The organism is Exiguobacterium sp. PvP048, assembly GCF_040549175.1.
GTDB classification, from domain to species: domain Bacteria; phylum Bacillota; class Bacilli; order Exiguobacteriales; family Exiguobacteriaceae; genus Exiguobacterium_A; species Exiguobacterium_A artemiae.
This window is the reverse complement of record NZ_JBEPSU010000001.1, coordinates 85492-106070: the sequence shown is the minus strand read 5'-3', so window position 1 is coordinate 106070 and position 20579 is coordinate 85492. Positions and strand designations below refer to the sequence as shown.

Below are 20579 nucleotides of genomic sequence, written 5' to 3'. Positions count from 1 at the left end.
GCTTAAGACGGGGCATTATGCTATATTGAGTAAGGAAATGTTTTTTATACTACGACTTGGAAGGAGTAGGGGGACCTGCTCCTTTCTTGTTGGTTTTTTGAAGGAGGATGAAGATGACGAACGTAACTGAGAAGGTCGAACAACTCGCAAAACCGATCGTAGAACGTGAGGGGATGGAGCTTGTCGACGTCGAATTCGTCAAAGAGGGGGCGGATTGGTTCCTACGTGTCTCCATCGATAAAGACGGTGGCGTTGACCTGGAAGACTGTGTCAACATCAATGAAAAGTTGTCGGAAGCATTGAACCAGGATGATCCGATCGACGAACCCTACTATTTAGATGTTGCGAGTCCAGGTGCCGAACGACCACTCAAAAAAACTGAGGATTTCGAGAAGGCAATCGGGAAACATGTCTATATCAAAACCCATGACCCGGTTAAAGACGCAACAGAATTCGAAGGCACATTACTGACTTATTCTGAAGAAATGCTGGAACTCGAAGTCCGTGTGAAGACACGTAAATTGAAAATTGAAATACCGGTGAACAAGATCGCGATGGCGCGGCTTGCGGTAGTGTTCTAAGGAAAGGAAGAGAACGATGGGACCACAGTTACTTGAAGCAATCGAACAAATCGCTAAAGAAAAAGAGATTGATAAGAATATCATCATCGATGCGCTCGAACAGGCATTGATTTCCGCTTACCGTCGCAACTTTGGAAAAGAGTCGGAGGCAGTAAAAGTCGAGTTTGATCAACAGACAGGAGATATCCGTGTCTTCGCCTTGAAAGAGGTCGTTGAACGCTTGACGCAGCCGGAAGAACAGCTTTCACTCGAGGAAGCACACGAAATCGATCCGACGTATGAACTCGGTGATTTCCACAAAGTTGAAGTGACACCAGGTGATTTTGGACGTGTTGCAGCACAAACGGCCAAACAAATCGTCACACAAAAGATGCGCGAAGCAGAACGGGAACGCATTTACAATCATTTCGCCGACCGGGAAGATGAAATCATGACGGGGATGGTCGAACGTCAAGATGCGCGTAATCTATACGTTAACCTCGAAGGTATTGAAGCGGTCTTGACGACACACGAACAGATGCCGAATGAACGTTTTGGAATTCGGGAATACATCAAAGTATACGTGACGAAAGTCGATCCGATGGTCAAAGGATCAGGCGCATCGATTCTCGTATCGCGGACGCACCCGGGCTTATTAAAACGACTGTTTGAAATCGAAGTACCGGAAATCGCGAGCGGCGAAGTCGAAGTGAAGTCGGTGGCACGTGAAGCCGGCGACCGTTCGAAAATTGCCGTTGCTTCTGACGAAATCGATCCTGTCGGCGCATGTGTAGGTCAAAAAGGCGCACGTGTTCAACGCATCGTCAACGAATTGAACGGTGAAAAGATTGATATCGTCCGTTATTCAGATGATCCGAAAGAATACGTTGCCAATGCTTTAAGCCCGGCACAAGTTGTTGCTGTATACGTCAACGAACCGGCTAAAGCAACAATCGTCGTCGTCCCTGACTTCCAATTGTCACTCGCAATCGGAAAACGCGGTCAAAATGCCCGTCTGGCTGCCAAGTTGACAGGATGGAAAATCGACATCAAGAGCGAATCAGAAGCAGAATCGATGGAATTGAAGGATGTCTTCATGAAAGTCGAACCTGCAACAGCAGAAGCAGTTGACGTGGAAACGCTCCAAGTCGAAGGCGAGGAATAATTCGTGCAAAAAAAGGTACCATTACGCAAATGTGTCATCACACAAGAAATGCGTCCTAAAAAAGAGTTAATTCGGGTCGTCCGGACACCTGACAGTGAGGTTGTCGTCGATCTTAATGGTAAAATGAATGGGCGAGGCGCCTATTTGACGAAAGATGCAACTGTCATTGCGACAGCCAAAAAGAAGCGCACACTCGATCATCATCTGAAAGTCAAGACAACAGATGAGTTATATGATCAATTGCTTGCGATCGCGGGAGGTACACATGAGTAAATGGGAATCGCTCCTTGGTCTCGCGAACCGAGCGCGGAAAGTGACGACTGGAGAAGAACTCGTACTGAAAGAAGTACGGGGAGGACAAGCCAAACTCGTCCTCTTAGCAGCAGATGCGGGGGCTGCCACGCGTAAGAAAGTGACGGATAAATGTACAAGTTATCGTGTTCCGTACATCGAAGTCGGAGATCGAAACATTCTTGGACATGCACTTGGGAAAGATGCGCGTGTAGTCGTATCAGTCAACGAAGCCGGATTTGCGAAAAAGCTAACGGAACTCCTCTCGAACGATTAACTGGAGGTGGATCTTTTGGGTAAACGTGTATACGAATTCGCGAAAGAACAGAATGTAACGAGTAAGCAGGTCATCGCCCAGCTCGAAAAACTGGAAAAACCGGTCAAGAATCACATGGCGGTTTTAGATGAACAGACAGTACAGCAACTCGACAAAGTATTTAATCCCGAGAAACATCGGGTCCAAAAAACGGAGGCTCCAAAACAAGTGAAATCAGACAATAAACCGAACAGACCAGGAACAACTAACAAGCCAGCAGGGAACCAATCACGCAATTCAAAAGGCGGACGTCCAGAATTCGGGAACCGTAATAACCGCGGTGGAAAACGTCGTCCCCAGAAGAAAGTAGAACCACGTAAATTGGAAGTAGCAGATCCAAATTCAAAATCAAGCCAACGAAAAGCAGCACGTCGGGCGCAAGAAGAAGCAATGGCGAACGTCGTTCAATATGCAGACAACTTAACAGTCGGCGAATTGGCTGAAAAAATGGATAAAAAACCAAACGAACTCATCATGAAATTGATGGGAATGGGCGTTATGGCGACCATTAACCAAGATCTCGATGATGAGACAGTTGAATTGCTTGCTTCTGACTTCGGATTTGAAGTCGAGAAAACGGTTCAAGTCGATGAAACAGACTTCGATGCATACGAATTGAATCTCGATAACTACGAATTGTCAGAACGTCCACCGGTCGTTACGATCATGGGACACGTCGACCACGGTAAAACGACATTGCTGGACTCGATCCGAAACACAAAAGTCACAGCAGGCGAAGCCGGCGGAATCACACAGCACATCGGGGCTTACCAAGTTGAAATCGAAGGAAAGAAAATCACATTCCTCGATACACCAGGTCACGCCGCGTTTACAACGATGCGGGCACGTGGAGCAGATGTCACAGACATCGCAATCATCGTCGTCGCAGCGGATGACGGTGTCATGCCGCAAACGGAAGAAGCCATCAGCCATGCGAAGGCAGCCGGTGTTCCAATCATCGTTGCAGTCAACAAGATGGATAAAGAAGGCGCTAACCCGGACCGTGTCAAACAAGAATTGACGGAATTCGAACTCGTTGCCGAGGACTGGGGCGGCGACACGATCTTCGTACCGGTTTCAGCACTTAAGGGAGACGGAATCGACGAGTTACTCGAAATGATTCTGCTTGTTTCGGAAGTCCAAGAATACAAATCAACACCGGATATGCACGGACGCGGAACAGTCATCGAAGCGAAACTCGACAAAGGACGCGGACCAGTCGCGACATTGCTTGTCCAACACGGAACACTTCGTGTCGGCGATCCAATCGTTGTCGGTCATACGTTCGGTCGTATCCGGGCCATGGTCAACGATATCGGTCGTCGTGTCAAAGAAGTCGGTCCATCGACACCAATCGAAATCACAGGATTAAACGACGTGCCAAAAGCCGGCGATCAATTCTTTGCGTTTGAAGATGAGAAAAAAGCCCGTCAAATCGGGGAAGCACGTTACCAACGCGAAATCGAGGCACAACGCCGCGATTCAGCGAAAGTCAGCTTAGAAGATCTCTTCGACCGGATCAAAGAAGGCGAAGTCAAAGATCTTAACATCATCATCAAAGGTGACGTTCAAGGTTCTGTCGAAGCACTTGCCGGTTCACTCAAGAAAATCGATGTCGAAGGCGCGAAAATCAACATCGTCCACTCAGGTGTTGGTGCGATTACAGAAGGTGACGTCATCTTGGCTTCAGCAGCCAACGCGATCATCATCGGCTTTAACGTCCGTCCGGATGGTAACGCTAAATCGATGGCAGACCAAGAGAAGGTTGAGATTCGCCTTCACAAAATCATCTACAATGCCATCGAAGAAATCGAACAAGCGATGAAAGGTCTTCTTGATCCTGAATTCGTTGAGAAAATTATCGGTCAAGCTGAAGTTCGTGACGTCATCAAAGTCTCGAAAGTCGGAACGATCGCAGGTGGTTATGTCACAGAAGGTAAGTTAACACGTGCTGCAGGTGTTCGTGTCGTCCGTGACAGCATCGTTATTTACGAAGGAAAACTCGATACGTTGCGCCGCTTCAAAGACGACGTTAAAGAAGTCGCAGCCGGTTACGAGTGTGGAATTAAGATTGAACGGTACGACGACATCAAAGTCGACGATGTCATCGAAGCGTTCATCATGGAAGAAGTAAAACGTAAGTAACAGAACGGATCAGAATCCGAACTGGAGGGATATAGAATGAGCGTACGTTCCAATCGTGTAGCAGAACAGGTGCGTAAAGAAATTACGCAAATGTTGATCAAAGATGTGAACGATCCGCGTGTCAAGGCGGTTACGGTAACTGGTGTTGAAGTCACAGGCGACTTACAACAAGCAACGATCTTTTATTCGGTGCTCGGTGATGAAACAGTGCGCGAAGAAGCGCGCGTTGGTCTTGAAAAGTCAAAAGGGTTCATGCGCAAAGAAATCGGATCACGCATCCGTTTACGCAAGACACCTGAATTGCTGTTTGAGATCGATACATCTGTCGAGTATGGATCACGGATTGATGAGTTGCTCCGGAACTTGAACAAGGATTAACAAGACGAGGGCAACCACAGGTGTGGTTGCCCTTTTTTAGGAGGGAAAAAGATGGAACCCATAGGAGTATTACCGCTGGACAAACCGGCAGGCATGACGAGTCACGACTGTGTCTTTCGACTGCGCCGGCTCTTTCAGACAAAAAAAGTCGGGCATACCGGAACACTTGACCCGGAAGTGACAGGTGTCTTACCGATCTGTCTCGGACGTGCTACAAAACTTGCACGTTTCATTACAGACGAAGGAAAGAGATATGTGGCAGAAGTGACGATCGGATATGCGACGACGACCGAAGACGCCCACGGTGAAACCGTCCGCGAAACACCGGTCACGCCCGCGTCAATTACGGAGCAACAAGTAGATGAAATTCTACAGCAACTGACCGGACAGATTGAACAGACTCCACCGTATTATTCGGCGGTCAAAGTGAACGGGAAAAAATTGTATGAATATGCCCGTAAAGGCATTGAAGTGGAACGTCCGACCCGAACGGTTCAAATTGATACGTTGGAACGGACATCCGGGCTGACTTTTGCAGACGGACTCTGCCGGTTTCAAATCGAGATTGCTTGCGGAAAAGGAACTTATATCCGGACGCTTGCCGTTGAAATCGGTGAACAGTTGGGTTATGCGGCCCACATGAGTGAATTGCGCCGAACGAGTTCAGGAATGATGTCTGAAACAGAAGCAGTGACGCTGGCTACGCTTGAAGCCTGTGAGACTGTCGAAGAGCGGATGCAATACGTCTTACCGATTGAACAAGTCATTCAAAAGTGGCCGCGGTTGACTGTAAATGCCGAGACGGCGGCTCGTGTATTGAATGGGGCAAAATTACCAGGCATTCCGGTCGAATTTGAACGATTTACTGTCTATAATGAAGAGGGCATCCCTTTAGCGATCTACCGGCTTGATTCCGAGATCAATATGGGACGCGTTGAAGTCATGTTACAAATCGATTAGGATCGGAGCGATCAGGAATGGACATCATTCACTTAACATACCCAGAACAACCAACAGAAGATCCGGCGGTCATCGCACTCGGATTTTTTGACGGTGTTCATCTTGGACACCAACGTGTTTTACAAACCGCAATTGAAAAAAGCCGTGAGCTCAATCTGCCAGTAGCAGTGATGACGTTTGATCCTCATCCGAAACAAGTTCTTGGCAACGGAACGGAACAGATTCTCTACATTACGCCGCTTGACCGAAAACTCGAAAAAATGGCACAACTCGGCATTGACCGGGTATATGTCATCGAATTTACAGTCGCTTTTTCCGAACTGTCTCCGCAAGATTTCGTCGATCATTATTTAATTGCTGCCGGAGCACGCCACATTGTGGCCGGATTTGATTATTCGTATGGACGGTTCGGGGCAGGCAAGATGGCGACGCTTGATTTCCACAGCCGTGGACGATTTGATCATACGACGGTTTCCGAACATCAGGCAGACGATGAAAAGGTCAGTTCGACACGGATTCGTCGTTTGCTTGCGGATGGAGCGGTCGCGGAAGCAGCTCTGTTATTAGGGGAACCGTATCAAACGAAAGGGATTGTCATTCACGGTGACGCCCGAGGTCGGCAGATTGGTTTTCCGACGGCCAACATCCGTCCGGAATTTGCCTATGTCATTCCGAAACTTGGGGTCTATGCGACGTTCGTCCATCTTGAAGACGGGCGCAAGTTTCCGGCGATGACGAATATCGGACGGAGACCGACGTTTTATGAGACGGGAGAAGTCAGCATCGAAACCCACTTGCTTGCCTTTGACGAGGATTTATATGGACAAGAACTGAAACTCGAGTGGATGGCATACTTACGCGATGAACGTGCGTTTGACGGGATTGAAAGCTTAAAAACACAGCTTGCCCAAGATAAAATTCATGCGATGCAAGCATTAACGGTTTGACAGACGATGACGGGTTCGTTATGATGAGTCAGTACGAATACGTACAGCCGGTTGGCTTGGCATCAGGTCTCACCATCCGATGCTCGGCAATACGGTCATTCAAAAGATGGAGGTGGAGTGACAATGGCACTCACTAAAGAACGTAAAAACGAAATTATCGAAGCTTATGCTACGAAACAAGGCGATACTGGTTCGCCGGAAGTACAAGTTGCTGTTTTAACTGAACAGATCACAACTTTAAACGATCACTTACGTACACACAAAAAGGATCACCACTCACGTCGTGGTCTCTTGAAAATGGTTGGTCGTCGCCGTAACTTGCTCACATACCTTCGTAACAAGGATGTTTCACGTTACCGTTCATTGATCGAGCGTCTTGGTCTTCGTCGCTAATCCGAACAGATCAACAAGGAAGCAGGAGCATCGTCTCCTGCTTCTTTTTTTTGCCGATTCATGGACATTTGGCGCAAGAACATCCATAATTAGATTTGAATGAAAAAACGGATAGAAGTGAGAGGGGATTTGTGCATGTCACAAACAAAGCAGACGTTTTCGACCGAACTCGGTGGACGTCCATTAACAATTGAAATCGGTCAACTGGCCAAACAAGCAAACGGAGCAGCATTGATCCGTTACGGTGAGACAGCAGTCCTTGCGACGGTCGTCGCATCCAAACAACCAAAAGACTTAGATTTCTTCCCATTAACTGTGAACTATGAAGAAAAACTATATGCAGCAGGCAAGATTCCAGGTGGTTTCCTAAAACGTGAAGGACGTCCGGGTGAAAATGCGATTTTGACATCACGTTTGATTGACCGTCCGATCCGTCCGTTGTTCCCAGACGGTTTCCGTCATGATATCCAAGTCGCAACGACAGTTTTGTCTTCTGACGAAGATAATTCACCGGAAGTGGCAGCAATGATTGGGGCATCGATTGCTTTGTCGATTTCAGACATTCCATTTGACGGTCCGATTGCCGGCGTGACGATTGGTCGTGTGAACGGTGAGTTCATCATCAATCCGACGATGAGTCAAGCATCTGAAAGTGATATCGACCTTCAAGTTGCCGGAACGAAACATGCGGTCAACATGGTAGAAGCCGGAGCAAAAGAAGTTTCGGAACAAGCAATGCTTGAAGCGATTCTCCTCGGACATGACGTCATTAAGGAATTGATTGCGTTCCAAGAAGAAATCGTCGCAGCAGTCGGACAAGAAAAGTTCGCTTACACGGTTGCTTCGTTTGACGAAACACTCGTCAACCGCTTGAAAGCAGAGGCGCTTGCAGAAGTCACGACAGCCGTTCAAGTCGAAGAAAAACAAGCACGTGATCTTGCTATCAATGAAGTCATTTCGAAATACATCGATCAGTACGCAGCGGATGACTCAATTACGGAAGCTCAATTAGCTGAAGTATCCGGTGTCTTAAATAAATTCGTTAAGACAGAAGTCCGCCGCTTGATCACAGAAGATAAAGTCCGTCCAGATGGTCGTGGTCTTGCTGAAATCCGTCCGCTTGATTCGGAAATTGGACTGTTGCCACGGGCACACGGTTCAGGTCTGTTCACACGCGGTCAAACACAAGTCTTGTCCGTCGCAACGCTTGGTGTTGCTGGAGATGCACAAATCATTGACGGTCTTGGACTTAAAGCAGAGAAACGTTTTATGCACCATTATAACTTCCCGCCGTTCTCTGTCGGGGAAGCTCGTCCGATGCGCGCACCAGGTCGTCGTGAAATTGGTCACGGAGCACTCGGTGAACGTGCCTTGTTACCGGTTCTTCCGTCAGAAACAGATTTCCCGTACACGATTCGTCTCGTTTCGGAAGTCCTCGAATCAAACGGTTCGTCTTCACAGGCGTCAATTTGTGGATCAATTCTTGCGATGATGGATGCGGGTGTGCCGTTGAAAGCACCGGTTGCCGGAATTGCAATGGGCTTGATCAAAGAAGGCGAAAATTACTCAATCTTGACAGATATCCAAGGAATGGAAGATCACCTCGGCGATATGGACTTTAAAGTTGCTGGAACAAAAGATGGTGTGACGGCTTTGCAAATGGATATGAAGATTGGCGGAATCACGCGTCAGATTTTAGAAGAGGCGCTTGAACAAGCACGTCTTGGTCGTTTACACATCCTGGAACACATGAATTCAGTCATTGCTGAACCACGTGTCGAGTTGTCTAAATATGCACCAAAAATCGTCACATTGAAAATCAATCCTGATAAAATCCGTGATGTGATTGGGCCTGGCGGTAAAGTCATCAACGGTATCATCGATGAGACAGGTGTCAAAATCGATATCGATCAAGACGGTACAGTCTTTATCGCGTCAACGGATCAAGACGGTATCAACCGTGCGCGTCAGTTGATTGAAGATATCGTTCGTGAAGTCGTCATCGGAGAAGAATTTGACGGTACGGTTCGCCGCGTCGAAAAATTCGGAGCTTTCGTCGAATTGTTCAAAGGGAAAGATGCCCTCGTGCATATCTCGGAACTGGCGCTTGAACGTGTTGGTCAAACCGAAGATGTCGTCAAATTAGGCGATAAATTGAAAGTACGTGTCACGGAAGTCGATGATAAAGGACGTGTCAATGCGTCGCATAAAGTCCTTCTCGTGGAAGGTATGAGTCCAGAAGATCGTGCCGCATATGATGAAAAGAAAAAAACAGAGCGTGACAGCCGCCCGCCGCGTCGGGATACTGGATCTCGCCCACCACGTGACGGACAACGTCCACCACGTCGTAACTAATGAAAACAAAGGTGGCTCAACGGTGCGAATACGTGCACCGCGGGCCACCTTGTTTCATATTTCAAGGAGGAATGAACGATGGTCGAAAGACTCGTATTAGAGAACGGCGTTCGAATTGTCAGTGAACGGATTGAGAACGCCCGAAGTGTGGCAACCGGAATTTTCATTAAAGCTGGTTCACGGACGGAAACAAAAGAAGAGCATGGAATCAGCCATTTGATTGAACATATGATGTTTAAAGGAACAAAAAAACAATCGGCAAAAGAAATTGCCGTTTATTTTGACCGCTTGGGTGGTAATATTAATGCATTCACGAGTAAAGATCAGACCTGCTATTATGTGAAGACATTGGACGAACATGCCATTACGGCGTTTGATGTTTTGGCAGACATGTTTTTGGAGTCAACCTTTGATGAAGAGGAACTCGAAAAAGAAAAACGGGTCGTGATTGAAGAAATTAAAATGTATGAAGATACACCGGACGACCTTGTACATGAACTGTTAGCCGTTGCGGCTTACGGAGAAGACGTGATGGCACGCCCGATTCTCGGTACAGAGGAGAGCGTCAAACAACTCAGCCGGCAAATGATTGTCGAATACCTGCAAGAAGCCTATGCACCGGAACAAATCGTTATTTCCGTTGCAGGACATGTGACAGATGAACTGATTACACAAATTAAAAATCGATTCGGTTCGTTGCAGTCAAGTGGCAAGATCCGACAAATTACTGAACCTGTCTTAAAAAGTGACGCGTTACGAAAAGAAAAAGACACGGAACAAGTGCATGTCTGTTATAATTTCCGGGCGATTCCGTCTGCTGACGACCGTTTACCGACGCTTGCCTTACTCAATAATGCATTTGGGGCGACGATGTCGAGCCGTCTGTTCCAATCGATTCGTGAAGACCGCGGATTGGCCTATTCTGTTTTTTCGTACTATACGACGTTTGATGATCATGGAACGTTTACGATTTATGTCGGGACATCAAAAGAAACGTTGGAAGAAGTCGAGACGGTTCTTTCGGCGGAAATCAAACAGTTGCTCGAACATGGTCTGACAACGAAAGAGCTGGAAGACGGCATCGAGCAGTTAAAAGGATCATTGATTTTAGGAAATGAGAGTATATCGAGTCACATGAACCGTAATGCCCGGAATGAACTCCATCTTGGCATGCATCCGACATTAGAAGATGTTCTTACGGAAGTGGAGCAGATTACGCCTGCTGACGTTCAGGAAATGATTGCGTATATCTTTAGTGAACCGCCGGCGAAAGCATACATCTTGCCGGAAATCGATGAGGCAGACCTTGAAACCGAGTGAGGCTTACCCTACACTGAAATAGCATGTAATTGAAAAACAAGTTGTTGAGAAAGAAGGAATACCCTTGAATTTAGCTGAACTAATCGAAGTCATTCAGACTCAAAAAACGGAACGTATGGTAGAGGCAGTCGTGACCTCCTTAACAACCGATTCACGTGATGTGAAGCCGGGAACGTTATTTGTCGCCATTAAAGGTTATACAGTGGATGGACACGATTATGCCAAACAGGCCGAAGCACAGGGGGCTGTCGCCATCGTGTCAGAACGGTTGCTCGATGTGACGATTCCTGTCATTCTTGTCCGGAGTACAACCCGAGCGATGGCAGAACTTGCCGGGAAGTTTTATGATTATCCTTCTGAAAAGATGCGGATGATCGGAATCACTGGAACGAACGGAAAAACAACGACGACGACCATCGTACGTGACGTCTTGGCTCAGCTGGGGCGGAAAACGGGAATCATTGGTACCGTTGAAGTCAAAATTGGGGACCGGGTCGTCCCGAGTCGCAACACGACACCTCAAAGTTCGGAATTACAGGCCTTTTTCCATCAGATGCATCAAGAGGGTGTCGAAGACGTCATCATGGAAGTTTCTTCGCATGGATTAGAGCTCGGTCGTGTGACCGGAACGGATTTTGATGTTGCTGGGTTTACGAATTTGACGCACGACCACCTGGATTTCCATAAGACGTTCGAGAACTATGCACGAGCAAAAGGTCTGCTCTTTGCGCAACTCGGACAACGGCTGTCGGATAAGAAAGTAGCAGTCTTGAATGCAGATGATGAGATCAGCCATTTATTTGAGATGATGACGGGTGCCCGCGTACTGACATATGGCATTGAGCAGCCGGCCGACTTACAGGCTAAAAATATTACACAAACCCTTCAGGAAACGACCTTTACGATGGTCTATCAAGAGCAGGCAGTCGAATTGACCGTTCAGTTCATCGGTCGATTCAATGTCTATAATTTACTGCTTGCAACGGGTATCCTGCTGTCAATCGGCTACAGTTTAACTGAGATTTCGAATGCGATCACTCAGATACAGCCGGCAAAAGGCCGGATGCAACGATTGCCGATTGACGGGTACAACATTTATGTGGATTATGCCCATACGCCGGACGGCATTGAACAATGTCTGAAAGCACTGGTCGATGTTCCGAAAGAAAACATTATCTTCTTGATTGGAACAGGCGGTAATCGCGATGTGACGAAACGGCCGATGATGGGTCAACTTGCATCGACGTATGCGGGAACTGTCGTCATCACGACGGACGATCCCCGTTTTGAATCGTATGAGTCGATTACATCCGGTATCGCCTCCGGAATGCTTCACGATCAATTCGTTGAAATCGGAGACCGGGAAGAAGCGGTCCGCTATGCAGCGAGCCTCGCCCGTCCGGATAACATCGTCATCCTGGCAGGAAAAGGGCATGAAAAATATCAAATCATTGGGGATGAGAAAACACCCCTCGACGAAGAAGCACTCGTCAAAGAGATGATACGCCAATTGGAGGAAAAGAAGTGACTTATCAACAACTTGAAATTGAACAGGCTCAGTTTGAACAGTTTGTAAAAACCCATCCTAAAGGAGACCTCTTGCAGTTACCGGCTTGGGGATCCGTCAAGGCAGCGACCGGCTGGACACATGAACGGATTGCGGTCGGGACAGCGAGTGGTCAACTGGTCGGGGTCGCACTGTTATTGTTTAAAAAAGTTCCGAAATTACCGTTTACGTTATGTTATGCTCCGCGCGGATTTGTCGTCGATTATACAGATCAGGCAGCTGTTGCCGCATTACGGGATGCAGCGATCCAAGTCGCGAAAAAGCGAAAAGCAATCACAATTAAACTCGATCCAAACGTTGATCGGACGGAATATCCGAATTTACTTCAAGAAATGAAGGCGTTAGGGTTTAAGCACAACGGATTCGGAGGCGGATTTGATTATGCGCAACCGCGTTTTACGATGGAGACAAGTCTTGAAGGGTCGGAAAAAGAAATCTTTGACCGCTTCCATTCGAAGTTCCGTTACAATGTCCGTTTGGCCGAACGAAAAGGAATCGTGTGTTACGAAGCATCACGGGAAGAGTTGAAAATATTCGCCAACCTGATGGTCGAAACGGGTGAACGCGACGGGTTCTCCATCCGCGGTCTTGATTACTTTGAAAATCTATACGACCATCTTCGTCCAACCGGAGACGCGGCATTGTTTTTGACGAAATTGGATGTCGTCCGGGCGCTTGAAAATACGGAAGCGGCCTTATTACAAGCAGAGAAGGAATTGGTGAAGATTCATCGTCAACTTGAAAAAGAAACGGTCGAGAAAAAAATCAACAGTTTGAATAATCGACTGGAACAAACGACTGCTCAGATTGAAAAAGCAGAGAAGTCGAAAACTGAATTGATGGCGATTGCGGCAAAACACCCGAACGGAGTGATTCTGTCGGGCGGTTTGTTGACGTTAGCCGGTCGACGGTCGTATTACCTGTATGGTGCGTCGTCAAACGAATACCGTGAGTTCATGCCGAACCATTTAATGCAGTGGACCATGATGCGTCATGCAAAAGCGCACGGCGCCCTCTCATACGACTTTGGTGGTGTCAGCGGGTCAACGGATCCGGATGACCACTATGCCGGATTGTATGCCTTTAAGTCCGGTTGGGGCAGTGAAATGATTGAAAAAATCGGAGAGTTTGACTATGTCCTGAACAAGCCGTTGTATCTGTTGCTTGAAACAGGATTACCGATTCTTCAAAAAATCCGGAAGAAGTTACGCCGCTAATGAAGCGGGGAACAATCTTCATTTGGATTTTGTTCCTGCTGGTCATGTTTGCCATCGGCTCCTTTCTGGCAGCGTCGACTAATCGCATGCCAAGCATTTTAATCGATCAGCCGGAGCTGGGACTGGAGAGTTGTCCCCGCGACCGCGCCGGTGAGAACCGTCTCATCAACGACAGTTCGGATCAGTTAAAGCAACTTCATCCGGCAGTCCGTGCAGGTGCCAAGGATTTGATTCGTCTCAGTCATTCCTGCTACAACATCGACATCCGGATCACCCAAGGATACCGGACGAAAAAACAGCAGGACGCATTGTATGAACAAGGACGCTCGCAAGCCGGAGAAGTCGTGACGAACGCCCGGGGCGGGGAATCGATGCATAACTATGGTTTAGCGATTGACTTCGTTCAAATGATAGACGGGGACATTTCTTACGATTTAGAGTATGACGGAAATCAATCCGGTAAAAGTGACTGGCGTGAGGTCGCTGCTGTCGGAAAGGCGCTTGGCTTTAAATGGGGAGGGGATTGGAAACGTTTTGTTGACTATCCGCACTTCGAGATGACATTCGGCTATTCCTTGAATGAACTTCAAGCAGGTGAAAAACCGGGCAGGCAGGAAAAAGCGAACCGAACAGAAGAAATCGAGAAGCTATTGAATCCGTAAAACGAACATCGTGTGGACCGAAAGAAGGTCTGCGCGATGTTTTTTTTCGTTTTCACCATCCCTGTTGTTGGCAGAATGGCAAAGTTCGGCTAGAATAGTGATAGTGATAAGTGGACGGCTCACGAAAAGTGAATACAAATAGGAGGTCATATCGTGTCAAAGAAAAAGACGGAAAAGGTAAGCGTCTTTGCTCTTGGTGGCGCCGGTGAAATCGGTAAGAACATGTACGTCGTCGAACTCGACGAGGACATCTTCGTAATCGATGCCGGATTAATGTTCCCAGGAGATGAGATGCTTGGAATTGATAAAGTCATTCCAGACATTAGTTATTTAAAAGAAAACAAAGAGCGGATTCAAGGGATTTTCATCACGCATGGACACGAGGACCATATTGGTGCCCTCAGTTATGTCTTACGGGACTTAAAAGTGCCGGTGTATGGAACACGCTTAACACTGGGTTTAATTGAAATTAAATTAAAAGAAGCCGGTTTATTGAAAAAGGCAGATCTTCGTCCAATTGATGCCAAGACGAAATTAACCGTAGCAGGTCATTTCATTACATTTTTCCGTGTCAATCACTCGATTCCGGATGCAGTCGGGGTATGTATCCAAACATCGCAAGGGGCAATCGTACACACGGGAGATTTTAAATTTGATTACACACCGGTTGATGGAAAACAAGCTGATTTCGGAAAAATTGCCGCAATTGGTCAGCGGGGAGTCCTTTGTCTCTTATCAGACTCAACTAACGCTGAACGTCCCGGAATGTCCGGATCGGAATCAACGGTCGGGTCGGAACTCAACGACGTCATCTACGAGGCACCGGGTCGCGTGATTGTTGCGTCATTCGCATCAAACGTCCATCGTCTGCAACAAGTCTTTGCAGCGGCAGAAGCTAACAACCGTAAAGTGGCCGTTGTCGGTCGCAGTATGGTCAATATCGTCGAAGTGGCACAACGCCTGAACTACTTGCGTTTCAAACAAAAGACGTTGGTCGAACTGTCGGATATCAATCGACTCGATGACAATCAAGTCGTGATTTTAACAACGGGCTCGCAAGGTGAACCGATGGCAGCACTCACACGCATGGCACGGAATGCACACAAGCAGGTCAACATCCGTTTAAATGATACAGTCGTCGTCGCGGCGTCTCCGATTCCCGGAAACGAAAAATCCGTTTCGAAAACGATTGATTTGTTGTTCCGCGCCGGTGCAAACGTCATCTATAACCAGCGGAAAGTGCATGTATCCGGTCACGGACATGCCGAAGACTTGAAGTTGATGCTGAACTTGATCAAACCAAAATTCTTCGTCCCGATCCACGGAGAATTCCGGATGCAGAAGGCACACAGCCGTTTAGCACAAACAGTTGGTGTCAATGCAAATAACATCTTCATCATTGAAAATGGGGATGTCGTCGAGTTCGAGAAACGTAAAGCCCGGATGTCACGTAAAGTGAATGCCGGAAACGTCTTGATTGACGGAATCGGTGTCGGTGATGTCGGAAACATCGTGTTACGCGATCGTCGTCTTCTGTCGCAAGACGGTGTCGTCCTTTGTGTCATCACGATCAGCCGTAAAAACAAAACGATCGTCTCCGGACCAGAAATCATTTCACGTGGATTCGTCTACATGCGTGAATCAGAAGATATGATCAACGAAGCGAACCGGATTGTTGCCAAGCAACTGCAAGGTAAATTAACAGGTGAGCTTGACTGGACGGAAATGAAGTCATTGATTCGTGACAAGTTAAGTTCGTATCTTTATGAACAAACGAAACGTCGTCCGATGATTTTACCGATCATCATGGAAATCTAACAAAAAGGAGCGACTCAGGGAGGCCGATGGATGGTCAGCTGAGTCGTTTTTTTATCAGGAGGTCAGAAAAAGATGGCAACGACAAAAAAAGGACCGGTCCGGAAAACCCCGCCGCGAAAACGTACACCGGCTAAAAAACGGCCACCAGCGAAAAAGCAACGTCAGCCGATTCAATACCGTACATATGCAGCCGTCATTGCGGTCTTATCGCTGCTTTCGTATGTATTGGCACTTGGACAGTTTGGACGTGTCGGAGAAGTACTGGCCGAGTTTGCGAAAGATCAGGTCGGACAGTTTGGTTCACTCCTGTACGGATTGATTGGCGGACTGCTGTTGCTGATTTTGTCGAATCAACCACGGTTAAACAAATGGGCCTGGTCGTTTTTGATTCTCGGCGGATTAATCTGGATTGACTTGCTGCTTGGTCAACCGCGCGGAGCCATGAATGCGTGGTTGTATCAAGGTTCGTCCTATTATATTTCGAGTTTTGGCGCATTCATGATCGGTTTATTTCTGATTGTGGCAGGGATTCATTTGCTGCAACCGACGTTTTTCAGTGAACTGGCTTTAGGAATCAGAGAACGGATTCAAGAATTCCAGCAACGTGAACGGCAGACTGTCGTCAAAGAACGTCCTGAGAAAAAGAAACCAGACCGGTCAGAAGCGGTGGTGCAACCGGTCAATGATAAGAAGACACTGAAAAGACAGGCCATTGAAGAAATTGTGGCGGAAGAAGCTCCTGTCAATCTTCAGGACGTCCCGATTATCGGCTTTGCAGATCATGTCGAACCACAGGCAAAAGAGACACAAGGACCATTGACGATGACGGAGACGCCGGACGGCTATCAGTTGCCGTCGCTTGATTTACTGGCAGAACCTGTCACAAAAGATTTATCAGGAGAAAATAAACGATTAAAAGACAATGCGACAAAATTGATTGCGACGTTAAAATCTTTCGGAATCGGAGCAAAAGTCTTGAAAATTCATCTCGGTCCCAGTGTGACGAAATATGAGATTGAACCGGATCAAGGCATCAAACTGAGTCGAATTACCGGACTGGCCGATGATTTGGCGCTTGCGCTCGCCGCAAAAGATATCCGGATCGAAGCACCGATTCCCGGTAAGGCTGCCGTCGGAATCGAAGTTCCGAACCGGGAGGTCGCCATGGTTTCCCTACGGGAGGTCTTAGGAGCAGAGAGTGTCCAGGCCGATCCGGACCGCTTGCTCGTGGCACTTGGTCGAAGTATTTCCGGTGAGACGGTCACGGCGAAACTGAATAAGATGCCGCACGTCTTAGTCGCCGGCTCAACCGGATCGGGAAAATCCGTCTGCATCAACGGGATGATCGTCTCAATTTTAATGCGGGCCCGCCCGGATGAAGTCCGGTTGATGATGATCGATCCGAAGATGGTTGAATTGAATGTCTACAACGGTATTCCCCATCTGCTGGCACCGGTCGTGACCGATCCGAAGAAAGCGGCTCAAGCGTTAAAACAGGTCGTATCGGAGATGGAACGGCGTTATGAAATCTTCAGTCAGAACGGGGCACGGAATATCGAAGGATACAATGCCCTGATTGATAAGATGAACGCCGAAGAAAAAGTCCATCAACGTCTGCCGTACATCGTCGTCATCGTCGATGAGTTAGCCGATTTGATGATGGTCGCCTCAAACGAAGTCGAAGATGCCATCATGCGTCTTGCCCAGATGGCACGGGCAGCCGGAATTCATATGGTCATTGCGACGCAACGACCGAGCGTTGACATCATTACCGGTGTCATCAAGGCAAACATCCCATCGAGGATTGCCTTCAGTGTCTCGAGCGGGACGGATTCCCGGACGATTCTTGATACGAGCGGGGCAGACAAACTACTTGGACGAGGAGATATGCTGTTGCTTGGAAACGGCATGAATAAACCGGTCCGTGTCCAAGGAGCTTTCTTGTCGGATGAAGAAGTCGAAACAATCGTCAACCATGTCATCTCCCAGCAAAAAGCCCAATATGTTGAAGCGATGATTCCAAAGGATCTTCCGGAAGGGGAGACGGAAGTCGACGATCCGCTATATGATGAAGTCGTCCAGTTCATTTTGACGCAAGAAACAGCATCAACTTCGATGATCCAACGGAAATACCGGATTGGTTACAACCGGGCCGCCCGTCTGATTGATGCACTAGAAGAAAATGGTTTAATCGGTCCGTCGGAAGGCTCAAAACCACGTCGCGTCATGGGTCACTAATAATCGGAAAGAGGATAAAGCCGGGTGCTTTATCCTCTTTTTAACGGTGAAAACCAAAAAAAGAAAACTTAAACCGTTTTCATGAAAATAGTTGTCAGACGTCTGTTGATTTTGCGCGAAATATTTGTCATACTCAGTCATATGAGTTGGCGTACCCGATAAAAGGTACGTGAGCGACTTTTTCACAAATAGATAATGAAAGCGCTCACATAATAGGAAGAGGAGTTGGCGATGATGAAAAAACAGTATGCATTCGTATCAATGATGACTGTTGCGACAGTCGGATTAGCAGCATGTGGAGGTTCAGCAGACAAAGATTCGAGTAAAAAGGATGAATTTTCTGTAGCAATGGTTGCCGATAAAGGCGGAATCGACGACAAGTCGTTTAACCAATCAGCATGGGAAGGTCTACAGGCATATGGAAAAGAAAATCAGCTCAAGAAAAATGAAGGCTACTCTTATCTTCAATCGAAATCCCAACAAGACTACCAACCAAACTTGTCTCGACTTGCACGAAGCGGGGAAGACTTAGTGTTCGGGATCGGGAATACCTTTAACGAAGACATCGAAACGGTATCAAAACAATTCAAAGACACACAGTTTGCCATCGTGGATAATGTCGTTCCGGGTAAAAACGTCACATCGATTACATTCAAAGAGAATGAAGGCGCGTATCTTGCGGGAATCGTCGCGGCAATGCAGACGAAAACGGATCATATCGGTTTTGTCGGCGGCATGAAGATGGATGTCATTGAACGGTTCCGTGCTGGATTTGAAGCAGGTGCAAAATCCGTGAATCCGAAAATTAAAGTCGATGTACAATACGCGGAAGACTTTGCAGCTCCGGAAAAAGGACAGGCGATCGCAGCCGGAATGTACGGAAAAGGCGCAGACATTATTTTCCCGGCAGCCGGCGGAACAGGGAACGGTGTCTTCACGGAAGCGAAAAACCGTAAGAAAAACGGGGAAGACGTTTCAGTCATCGGAGTTGACCGGGACCAAAAAGAAGAAGGTATGCCGGAAGACGTAACGTTGACATCGGTTATCAAACGGGTGGACCGCGCAGTGGAAGACACAGCGGATGCAGCCAAAAACGGAAAATTAACGGGTGGAAAAACAATCCGTTACGGTTTAAAAGAACAAGGTGTCGATTTAGTGGAGTCAGACAAGTTGTCAAAAGAGACGTTGAAAAAAGTTGAACAAGCGAAAAAAGCTGTCATTAAAGGGAAAGCAGTTGTCCCTGAACAATAAGCGGTAAGAGAAAAGAGGGTGTTCTTAGGTAGAATGTCCTATTTTCTTCCAAACTTATTTACGTTATGAAAAGGGTTACAAAAGCGCCAGAAGTCAGACTTCTAACCTGTTACAAAATGATTGCAGGATTGAGTCCCGCATCATATACTTATCTTGGCTGGAGTTCTCATACGTCAGAAGTCTGAGCACTGGTTACAACTAGATAGAGGATGGAGATGCGTCATGTCGATTAAATTAGATCATCGTTTGCTTTATTTACGTGTGATTGAAAAAATCAAGTCTGACATCGATGACGGCGTTTACAAGGAAGGCGAAAAGCTACCTTCAGAGTTTGAACTTTCAAAGCAACTTGGCGTTAGTCGAGCGACTCTTCGAGAGGCTTTACGAATTCTTGAAGATGAGAACATCGTCATCCGTAAACACGGTGTCGGTACGTTTATCAATGCAAGACCACCGTTTACTTCAGGGATTGAGGAGCTTTACAGTGTTACAGAGATGATTGCACGTGCAGGTATGATTCCGACCTCAGAAGTATTGTCATCAGAAATGGTGCAACCAACTGAGCGTGATCGAGAACGTTTTCAGTTAGGACCGGATGAACTGGTTTATCGAATCGAACGAATCCGACTTGCGGGAGATGTTCCTGTCGTCTATTGTGTCGATAAGATTCCGAGCCATTATATTAAAAACGAAGAACAGTTTACGTCTTCGACGTCACTGTTTGACGCACTAGAAAAAGAATTAGGACGCCGTGTCACTCATGCGGTTACGCATATCGAGCCGCGGATTGATCCAAAGATCGCTGAACAATTACATACGGACCAACCGTTACTCGTACTGCGCCAGACGCACTATGATGAGCTTGACCGATCCGTTCTTTATTCAGCGAACTATTTCCGTGCGGACAAGTTTGATTTCCATGTCATCCGTAAGCGTGTTTAACCACTCGTTTTAGGGGTTTTACTGAAAGCGCTTTCCGCCTACCTACGTAACGCT

The 20579-nt window shown here is 47.3% G+C and carries 18 protein-coding genes; all 18 read left to right on the top strand.

Annotated features, from left to right (window positions below; all coding sequences use genetic code 11):
• Positions 1 to 113 precede the first annotated feature (113 nt).
• The 18 genes from rimP (at position 114) to ABIC15_RS00460 (ending at position 20525) form a co-directional block, all read left to right on the top strand.
• On the top strand, positions 114 to 581 hold the full coding sequence (gene rimP / locus ABIC15_RS00545; protein ID WP_012370711.1) for a ribosome maturation factor RimP: 468 nt from the start codon (positions 114 to 116) through the stop codon (positions 579 to 581).
• 16 nt (positions 582 to 597) lie between these two features.
• Positions 598 to 1725 (top strand): transcription termination factor NusA, encoded by a 1128-nt coding sequence (gene nusA / locus ABIC15_RS00540; RefSeq protein WP_354019502.1) that lies wholly within the window; start codon positions 598 to 600, stop codon positions 1723 to 1725.
• A 3-nt stretch (positions 1726 to 1728) separates the two neighbouring features.
• Positions 1729 to 1998: an RNase P modulator RnpM gene (gene rnpM, locus ABIC15_RS00535; protein ID WP_214764127.1), complete on the top strand. Its 270-nt coding sequence runs from the start codon at positions 1729 to 1731 to the stop codon at positions 1996 to 1998.
• Complete coding sequence (locus ABIC15_RS00530; protein ID WP_012370708.1) at positions 1991 to 2293, top strand: YlxQ family RNA-binding protein; 303 nt, start codon at positions 1991 to 1993, stop codon at positions 2291 to 2293. Before rnpM ends, ABIC15_RS00530 begins: the two co-directional genes overlap by 8 nt.
• A 15-nt stretch (positions 2294 to 2308) precedes the next feature.
• Complete coding sequence (gene infB, locus ABIC15_RS00525) at positions 2309 to 4477, top strand: translation initiation factor IF-2 (RefSeq protein WP_012370707.1); 2169 nt, start codon at positions 2309 to 2311, stop codon at positions 4475 to 4477.
• A gap of 36 nt (positions 4478 to 4513) precedes the next feature.
• Positions 4514 to 4855, top strand: a complete 342-nt coding sequence (rbfA, locus tag ABIC15_RS00520; protein WP_012370706.1) for a 30S ribosome-binding factor RbfA — start codon at positions 4514 to 4516, stop codon at positions 4853 to 4855.
• Between the two features lie 51 nt (positions 4856 to 4906).
• Positions 4907 to 5815 (top strand): tRNA pseudouridine(55) synthase TruB, encoded by a 909-nt coding sequence (gene truB / locus ABIC15_RS00515; protein ID WP_012370705.1) that lies wholly within the window; start codon positions 4907 to 4909, stop codon positions 5813 to 5815.
• A gap of 17 nt (positions 5816 to 5832) precedes the next feature.
• A complete protein-coding gene (locus ABIC15_RS00510) occupies positions 5833 to 6762 on the top strand; it encodes a bifunctional riboflavin kinase/FAD synthetase (protein WP_012370704.1) in 930 nt (309 codons plus the stop codon).
• Between the two features lie 123 nt (positions 6763 to 6885).
• Complete coding sequence (rpsO, locus tag ABIC15_RS00505) at positions 6886 to 7155, top strand: 30S ribosomal protein S15 (protein WP_012370703.1); 270 nt, start codon at positions 6886 to 6888, stop codon at positions 7153 to 7155.
• Positions 7156 to 7290: 135 nt separating this feature from the next.
• Positions 7291 to 9510 (top strand): polyribonucleotide nucleotidyltransferase, encoded by a 2220-nt coding sequence (gene pnp, locus ABIC15_RS00500; RefSeq protein WP_214764152.1) that lies wholly within the window; start codon positions 7291 to 7293, stop codon positions 9508 to 9510.
• 78 nt (positions 9511 to 9588) lie between these two features.
• Positions 9589 to 10830, top strand: coding sequence for a M16 family metallopeptidase (locus tag ABIC15_RS00495; RefSeq protein ID WP_012370701.1), 1242 nt, complete (start codon positions 9589 to 9591; stop codon positions 10828 to 10830).
• A gap of 64 nt (positions 10831 to 10894) precedes the next feature.
• A complete protein-coding gene (locus ABIC15_RS00490; protein ID WP_012370700.1) occupies positions 10895 to 12358 on the top strand; it encodes a UDP-N-acetylmuramoyl-L-alanyl-D-glutamate--2,6-diaminopimelate ligase in 1464 nt (487 codons plus the stop codon).
• Complete coding sequence (locus ABIC15_RS00485; RefSeq protein ID WP_012370699.1) at positions 12355 to 13614, top strand: lipid II:glycine glycyltransferase FemX; 1260 nt, start codon at positions 12355 to 12357, stop codon at positions 13612 to 13614. The genes ABIC15_RS00490 and ABIC15_RS00485 overlap by 4 nt, the downstream gene beginning before the upstream one ends.
• Positions 13614 to 14276 (top strand): M15 family metallopeptidase, encoded by a 663-nt coding sequence (locus ABIC15_RS00480; RefSeq protein WP_354019501.1) that lies wholly within the window; start codon positions 13614 to 13616, stop codon positions 14274 to 14276. The genes ABIC15_RS00485 and ABIC15_RS00480 overlap by 1 nt, the downstream gene beginning before the upstream one ends.
• A gap of 153 nt (positions 14277 to 14429) precedes the next feature.
• Positions 14430 to 16094, top strand: coding sequence for a ribonuclease J (locus tag ABIC15_RS00475; RefSeq protein WP_026828051.1), 1665 nt, complete (start codon positions 14430 to 14432; stop codon positions 16092 to 16094).
• 72 nt (positions 16095 to 16166) lie between these two features.
• Complete coding sequence (locus ABIC15_RS00470; protein ID WP_354019500.1) at positions 16167 to 18332, top strand: DNA translocase FtsK; 2166 nt, start codon at positions 16167 to 16169, stop codon at positions 18330 to 18332.
• 231 nt (positions 18333 to 18563) lie between these two features.
• Entirely contained in the window at positions 18564 to 19583 is a 1020-nt protein-coding gene (locus ABIC15_RS00465; RefSeq protein WP_354019499.1) for a BMP family lipoprotein, read from the top strand.
• A gap of 222 nt (positions 19584 to 19805) precedes the next feature.
• Complete coding sequence (locus tag ABIC15_RS00460) at positions 19806 to 20525, top strand: GntR family transcriptional regulator (RefSeq protein WP_012370694.1); 720 nt, start codon at positions 19806 to 19808, stop codon at positions 20523 to 20525.
• Positions 20526 to 20579: the final 54 nt, after the last annotated feature.